The following is a 6059-nucleotide window of genomic DNA, read 5'->3' as shown; positions in this document are numbered from 1 at the left end:
GGAGATCACCGACGACACCACCGGTCGACCCCGCAGCTCCTTCGATGTTGCGGTCGCCTCGGCGGCCCCCGAGACCCAGGCAGAGGAGAGAACCTGGGCTCAGATCGAGCGCATCATCGAGCGACGCAGCACCAGCGACACCGCGGCCAAGGGCGCTGATCACGACTGGAGCGAGTCCAAGCGGGCGCACTACGCCCAGGCGATCTTCGACCAGGCGCACCGATACGGTCGGATCAGCCAGTACCTGCGCGAGCCCGATATCGAAGACGTCTCCGCCGTCGGGTTCAACAACGTCGTCGTCACCAAGACCGATGGTGCGAAGCAGAAGCGTGCCCCGATCGCGGATAGTGACAAAGACCTGGAGGACATGATCGCGGAGATCGCCTCCTACCGCGGACGCACGTTCGCCAAGCCCTCTGGGCACATCGACCTCGACATCGGAGGCGCCCGACTCTCGGCAACAGGCGTCGGCATCACCTCCGCCACCAACCTCACCTTGCGCATGCACAATCTGGTTGACGTCACCCTCGATGACATGGTCAGGAAGCGGACCATCTCAGCGAAGATGGCGGAGTTCCTCGCTGCCGCGTCTCGCGCGCATCGCTGCATCTTCGTCGCCGGATACCCCAGCGCGGGGAAGACCACCATGCTCCGCGCGCTCGCCTCAACCCTCCCCGCGGAGGAGAAGGTGGCAACGATCGAGACCGAGCACGAGCTGTATCTGGGCAAGGTTGAGCACCGGCACTGGCAGGTGCAGGATCTGCAGTACGTGCCACCCCAGTCCGCTGGCGCCGACAGCATCGCGGGATTTACGCTGGCCAAGTGCCTCGACATGGCCCTGCGTGCCTCTGCTCAGGTCATCTTGTTCGCCGAGATCAAGAGCATTGAGGGTCCGATCGCCCTCCAGGCGATGGAGGCCGGACGGGCGTCGATGTCGACCATTCACGCCCGCAGCGCCGACGATGCGATCCATCGTTTCGCGGACGTGCTCATGGGAGAGCTCGGGCTCTCCAGCGACGTCGTCCCGCTGCGTCAGATCAGCCGCTGCATTGACCTCATCCTTTACATCGACTTCATCGAGAACCCCGACGGCACCCGTCGTCGGGTCGTCACTGAGGTTGCCGAAGTCGTCCCGAATGACGCGCGGGAACCGATGGCAGCCCTGCTCTTCGAGTACGACCCTGACCTGGACGACTGGACCAACCCGGATAAGCCCTCAACGCGCCTCGCCAAGCCGCTACGTCGTGTCGGCTACGACTGGAACAAGGAGGTGCTGGGATGAACCTCCTCGCGGCACTCGCCGGCGGAATCGCCGCCCTCGGGATCGTGCTGCTCATCACCTACTTCCGGCCGGCGCCACCAAAGCCTCCAAAGCCGAAGAAGCCCGGCCTCACGACACGCTGGAAACGGTTGAGCAAGACGACCCGCACCAACTTCATGATCGGGCTTGTCCTCGGCGTTCTGGCGGCCGCGATCACCGGCTTCCCGGTGATGGCTCTTCTCGGACCCGCTGCGATGGTCGGTCTCCCCGCACTGCTCGGCAAGCCGTCCACTCATGAGCGGGACCTGGTGCTCGCCCTCGAGACGTGGGCGAGATCACTCGCGAGCACCTCGGAGACCGGGGTGTTCACCCTGCGTGAGATCATCACGATCACCCAGGGCAGCGCCCCGCCGATGTTGCAGAAGCCCGTGAACCGGCTTGTCGCGCGACTGAGCACCACATGGTCAACCGCCGACGCGCTCCACGCCTTCGCGGATGATCTGGACAGCATCTACTCCGATGAGGTCGTGATCTACCTGATCCAGGCGGCAGAGTTCAATGCTGGCGGACTCTCTGTCGCGCTCACGAGCGTGGCGGACAACCTCAGCTCGCAGGCAAAGCAGAAGCTCGAAACTGAGGCGGAGCTCGCCAAGCCCCGGCAGACCATGAATACCATGACCGCCATCATGGGGCTGGCTCTCGCCTGGATCCTCTTGTCCGCCTCGAGCCCGCAGATGCAGTTCTTCCGTACTCCGGTGGGCGCCGTCGCGCTCATGGTCGTTCTCGGGGTGTTCTTGCTGCTGATGATCTGGGCGAAAGTCCTGGCGCGCCCCATCGTCCTTCCTCGCATCCTGCAGCATGGGGAGCTCTCGTGAACCCGTTCCTGCTGGCTCTTCCTGGCCTTCTTGTCGGTATCGGACTCGCGCTGCTGGTCCTGATGTACGCGCCACGTACCGTGCGCGCCGGCGACGCGCTCGCACGTCTGGGACAGGCCGCTGTCATCGCGCCCACGAAGACGGCGCCACTGTCCCGGTGGGACCGTGCGGGCAGCTGGCTCGCCCAGCACATCCCACAGGTGAAGTTCCTCGGCCCGCCCGCCCGCGACCTCGAGCTGCTCGAGATCCCCGTGTCGCGCTTCTACGCACGCAAGATCCAGCTCGCCCTATTCGGTCTCTTCGCGCCGGTCGTCCTCTCCCTGTTCCTACAGCTGCTCGTACGCCGGCCCGTGACTCTTCCGCTGCTCGCCAGCCCGTTCGCCGGCTTCATCATGTGGATGGCCACCGACAGCCAGGTTCGCGCGAAAGCGACCGACGCCCGCCGCGAGTTCACCCGATTCGTGAGCGTCTACCTCAAGCTGGTCGCCGTTGCCCTACTCGGCAACTCCACGGCCGACAGCGCCCTGAGCAACGCCGCGACCGTGTCGGACACCTGGGTATTCCAGCGGATCCGCCGCGAATACGCTCAGGCCGAAATCACCCGCACGAGCAAGTGGGATGCCATCGAAAGACTCGGCGAGCAGGTGCAGATCGAATCTCTCAGCGAACTCGGTCGCATGATGCGACTCTCCGAAGCACGCGTCGGCCTACGTGACCAGCTGATCGCCGCTGACGAGAAGCTACGGAAGCTCGTCGATGCCGCTGACAAGGCGGCCGCGGCCAAGGCCACCCGTCGCACCCACACACCCGTGTTCATGACGCTGATCCCGATCATCAGCCTCGTGATGCTCCCCGCAGTGTTCAGCTTCTTCAGCCTGTAAGACCAATCGAAAGGAATACATCATGTTGGAAGATCTCCCCTGGAAGGCAATCCTCTCCGTAAGCGGAGCTGTTCTCGCCCTCGCAATCGTCGCCATCCTCAGCCCATGGGGCCAGGCGTTCATCTCGGGTCACCTCCCCGGTTGATCATGGGAACCCGTCAGCAGCATGAACGCACAAGGCGGCTACTGCAGCGCCTCGTGGACGACCAGGGGTGGGCGGGTACGCCCGTCATGATCATTGGCATCCTGTTCTTGCTGCTCATCGGGTTTCAGGCGACGCTGTGGCTCAACGGCAAGAACGTAGCCGAGGCCGCAACGCAGTCCGGCTACACAGTCGCCCGCGCGTACGAGTCGAACGATGACGCGGGTGTGGCAGCGGCGCAGCAGCTCCTCGACGAGCTCCGGGGGTCCCTGCGCGATGCGAAGATCACAATCACCCGCACCGCGGACACGGTCACCGTCACGGTCACGGGCCGTGTCGCGACGGTCATGCCTGGCGTCGAACTGCCGCCGGTCACGTCCACGCTGACGGGACCGGTCGAGAGGTGGGTGCCCGCACAATGATCACCCGACTCAGGCGACTCCTCCGTGACGAAAGAGGAGATATCGAGGACCTCCCGGCGTGGACGATCCTCACGATCATCAGCATCGCACTGTTGAGCGCCATCCTGGTGTTCGGCCGAGCAGGGGTCGTTGAGAAGACTGTCCAAGCCGCGGCCGCCGCGGCGGCCCGCGATGCATCGCTGTCCCGCGACGGGGATGCCGTCCCTCACGCTATCTCCGCCGCGCGGATCGCGATGGGTAGCAACGTGACCTGCACGTCACTCGACGTCGGGGTCTACGGCAACGGCCTGAGCACCGGGCTTGGACAGGCAGGCACGGTCTCCGCAGAGGTCACGTGCACCGTGTCGTACGGCGACCTCGTCTTCCCTGGCATGAATCTGCCCGGGTTCTTCACCGTCAAGAAGACAGCCACCAGTCCGGTCGACCCCTACAGGGAGAGGTGAACCGATGAAGTTCCTCACGTGGTTCCTGGGCCTCTTCGTTATCTGCTTCATCTTCATGGGCTTCGTCGTCGACTCCTTCAGGAAGGTCCAGATGTTCCAGGAGGCACAGGCGACCGCGCAATCGGCCGCTCGCGCTGGAACTAATGCGGCGACCGGAGCCAGTGTGAATGGTGATGCCTTCAACATCTCCGGACCCATGGCCGCGACGGCGGCGCAGAACTATCTCGCCTCCGCCGGGGTCCACGGCACGGCCACCGTCGCAGGGGACACAGTCACCGTCACCGTCGAAATGACCTACCTCCCTCATATCCTCGGGCCCATCCCGCTCCCGCCCATCCCTGTCCACGCCACCGGATCCGCCCGACTGATCGGAAACTGACATGACCCGCCGTACCGCCACCACCATCACCGTCGCCACGCTTGCCGTGTTCGCGGTGCTCGGGCTGACCGCGTGCGACCCGGGCATGCCCAAGCCCACAGGAAGCAGCACCCCGTCCTCAACTGCTGCGAGCACGCTGACTGCATCGGCTACCGATCGCCCGAAGCCGCCCCAGGCAGACGCGCCCAAGGACCGAGACGCAGCTGTTGCCGCGGCGAACAAGACCTATGTCGCCTACCTCGAGGCCCAGATCCCTTTCAAGAAGGACATCTCACTCGGAGCTCAGTACCTCAGCGGGTACGTCCTGCAGGGCAGCCCCGCTTGGACCGTTCTGACCGACACGGCGGAGAAGAGCCCAACTTCGCCGATCAAGGACGGAGCATTCGGGTGGACACTCAACGGGGCGATGTCCTACGCATCTTCGTCGACCAACGGCGCCAACGGCCAGAAGATCGAGAACGGCGCTGTTCACCTGTTCGGTTGCAGGGACAACACGAACGTGACATTCGCCAATACCGACGTCCCCAAGGGAAGCTTTCCTGTGGGAGCGGTTCTCGTCTTTGTGCCTGACGCGCACGCCTGGATGGTCCAGGAAGACAAATCTCTGACGGCCTCGGACGGGGAGATTCCGCAATGCTGAATTCAAACCGTGGTCTGAGCGTCGTCGCTACGGTCTTGATGGCCATCGGCCTCGTGGTACTCGGCGCAGCTGGGCCAGCTGCAGCGAACACCTGCCATACCGATGATGCGGGCAACCAGATCTGCGACGTTGAGACTGGCACCCCCGGTACTCCAGGAACCAATCCCAGCCCCGGGGCGGGACCAGCCGATTTCACTCCAGGGCCAACCCAGTGCGTCGACAAGTTCGCGAAGCCGGCGCCGGCCGAGATTCCGTGTAGCAACGGGAAGGGCTGGTGGGACAACACCCGGCAGTGTTACTGGACGCTCGACGACCCGCAGCGGTCTGCGCCCGGACGCGACGCGTCGGTGGGGGCGTTCTACAGCTGCGACCCCTTGCCGAGCTTCTGCGCCTCGGTGCCGGTGGGAGCCTGCTTCGGGATCTCGCAGTGGCTTGACGCACCGCCTCCGGGCATCCAGCGGTACACGCCCGCACAGGTCGCCGGGAGGCTCGCGAAGACGTTCGTGCTGACCGCGATTGAGATCGGCATGGCGCCCGAGGAGAAGGTTCACACCGACGATCCGGCTGGGACCGCAGCATATCGGCGCACGTGGGTGGGGATCCCCGTCTGGCTATGGGTCAACAACCCGACGCCAAGCTCGTGGGGCCCGGAGCCTAAGACCGCGACCCTCGGAGGCGTCACTGTCACTGCGACGGCCAAGGTGCAGTCGCTCACCTGGAACTCGGGTGATGGACAGAACGTCACCTGTGGCGCGGGTACTCCGTTCAACGCCGTGGCCTACGCCAACACGGCCGCCGTCGATTCGCCGACCTGCGGGCTCCGCTACCAGCACACCTCGAAGGGCGGCACGTTCACGGTCAGCGCCACCACGAACTGGGTCGTCGAGTGGAGCGGCGGAGGCCAGACCGGCAACATCCAGATGCCCACGACGTCGACGTCGACGACCCTCCGGGTTGGCGAGCTTCAGTCGGTGAACGTCGTTACTCCTGCTGGCGACACCAACCACTAAGAGAGG

At 64.8% G+C, this 6059-nt stretch carries 9 protein-coding genes; 8 read left to right on the top strand and 1 reads right to left on the bottom strand.

Annotated elements, in window-relative coordinates:
* The 7 genes from B7X32_RS04125 to B7X32_RS04095 all read left to right on the top strand — a co-directional run.
* On the top strand, positions 1 to 1282 hold a 1282-nt coding region (locus B7X32_RS04125; RefSeq protein WP_292716455.1), incomplete at its 5' end, for an ATPase, T2SS/T4P/T4SS family.
* Complete coding sequence (locus B7X32_RS04120) at positions 1279 to 2136, top strand: type II secretion system F family protein (RefSeq protein WP_292716453.1); 858 nt, start codon at positions 1279 to 1281, stop codon at positions 2134 to 2136. The genes B7X32_RS04125 and B7X32_RS04120, both read left to right, overlap by 4 nt.
* Positions 2133 to 3017, top strand: a complete 885-nt coding sequence (locus B7X32_RS04115) for a hypothetical protein (RefSeq protein WP_292716451.1) — start codon at positions 2133 to 2135, stop codon at positions 3015 to 3017. Before B7X32_RS04120 ends, B7X32_RS04115 begins: the two co-directional genes overlap by 4 nt.
* Before the next feature lie 141 nt (positions 3018 to 3158).
* The gene (locus B7X32_RS04110) at positions 3159 to 3581 is read left to right on the top strand and encodes a hypothetical protein (RefSeq protein ID WP_292716449.1); all 423 of its coding nucleotides are present in this window, start codon (positions 3159 to 3161) and stop codon (positions 3579 to 3581) included.
* Positions 3578 to 4024 (top strand): hypothetical protein, encoded by a 447-nt coding sequence (locus B7X32_RS04105; RefSeq protein WP_292716446.1) that lies wholly within the window; start codon positions 3578 to 3580, stop codon positions 4022 to 4024. Before B7X32_RS04110 ends, B7X32_RS04105 begins: the two co-directional genes overlap by 4 nt.
* Before the next feature lie 4 nt (positions 4025 to 4028).
* Complete coding sequence (locus tag B7X32_RS04100) at positions 4029 to 4403, top strand: hypothetical protein (RefSeq protein ID WP_292716443.1); 375 nt, start codon at positions 4029 to 4031, stop codon at positions 4401 to 4403.
* A gap of 1 nt (position 4404) precedes the next feature.
* Positions 4405 to 5043, top strand: coding sequence for a hypothetical protein (locus tag B7X32_RS04095; protein ID WP_292716440.1), 639 nt, complete (start codon positions 4405 to 4407; stop codon positions 5041 to 5043).
* 358 nt (positions 5044 to 5401) lie between these two features.
* On the opposite strand, the gene B7X32_RS04090 is transcribed toward B7X32_RS04095, so the two are convergent.
* Positions 5402 to 5572: a hypothetical protein gene (locus B7X32_RS04090; RefSeq protein ID WP_292716437.1), complete on the bottom strand. Its 171-nt coding sequence runs from the start codon at positions 5570 to 5572 to the stop codon at positions 5402 to 5404.
* 64 nt (positions 5573 to 5636) lie between these two features.
* On the opposite strand from B7X32_RS04090, the gene B7X32_RS04085 reads away from it, so the two are divergent.
* The gene (locus tag B7X32_RS04085; RefSeq protein ID WP_292716434.1) at positions 5637 to 6053 is read left to right on the top strand and encodes a hypothetical protein; all 417 of its coding nucleotides are present in this window, start codon (positions 5637 to 5639) and stop codon (positions 6051 to 6053) included.
* Positions 6054 to 6059: the final 6 nt, after the last annotated feature.

This window comes from Microbacterium sp. 13-71-7 (assembly GCF_002257455.1).
Taxonomy (GTDB): domain Bacteria; phylum Actinomycetota; class Actinomycetes; order Actinomycetales; family Microbacteriaceae; genus Microbacterium.
This window is presented reverse-complemented; position numbering and strand designations above follow the sequence as displayed.